Source organism: Nesterenkonia sp. F, assembly GCF_000220985.1.
Taxonomy (GTDB): domain Bacteria; phylum Actinomycetota; class Actinomycetes; order Actinomycetales; family Micrococcaceae; genus Nesterenkonia.
Genome location: NZ_AFRW01000030.1, coordinates 1 through 625, shown reverse-complemented (window position 1 = coordinate 625; position 625 = coordinate 1). Strand labels below are relative to the sequence as shown.

At 73.3% G+C, this 625-nt stretch carries 1 protein-coding gene; it reads left to right on the top strand.

The window, feature by feature from the left end; translation table 11 throughout:
* Positions 1 to 58 precede the first annotated feature (58 nt).
* A partial coding sequence (locus GU5_RS0103150) for a dihydrodipicolinate synthase family protein (RefSeq protein WP_010524130.1) occupies positions 59 to 625 on the top strand: 567 nt, incomplete at its 3' end.

Genomic DNA, 625 nt, shown 5'->3' with positions numbered 1-625 from the left:
CCCGCGTCGTGTCCGGGGCGTATCCTGTGCCGCACGCCCCGTCACGGAGAGGATCACCATGTTCGGCGGACTCCACGCGTTCCCGCTCACCCCGATGCCGGATGACGTCCTCGACGAGCCGGCGCTGATCGGCCTGATCGAGCGGCTCGCGGCCGCCGGCGTCGATGCGATCACGGTGCTGGGATCCACCGGCTCCTACGCCTATCTCACCGCCGCGGAGCGGGCGCGCGTCGTCGAGCTCGCCGTCGCTCACGCCGGGACCACACCGGTGATCGCCGGCGTCGGGGCGCTGCGCACCTCCCAGGTGCTGCGGCACCTCGCCGACGCCGAGGCCGCCGGCGCCTCCGGCGTGCTGCTGGCGCCGATGGCCTACCAGCCGCTGGCCTCCCGGGAAGTCCTCGGGCTCTACCGGACGGTCACCGCCGCCACCGATCTGCCGGTGATGGTCTACGACAACCCGACCACCACGCATGTCGAGTTCAGCCTCGAGCTCTACGGGGAGATCGCCGCGCTGCCCGGGACCGCCGCGATCAAGATCCCTCCGGTCCCGCTCGAGCCCGAGCAGGCGCGTCAGCGGGTCGCGGCGGTGCGGGCCGCGATCCCGGAGCACGTCGAGGTGGGGATC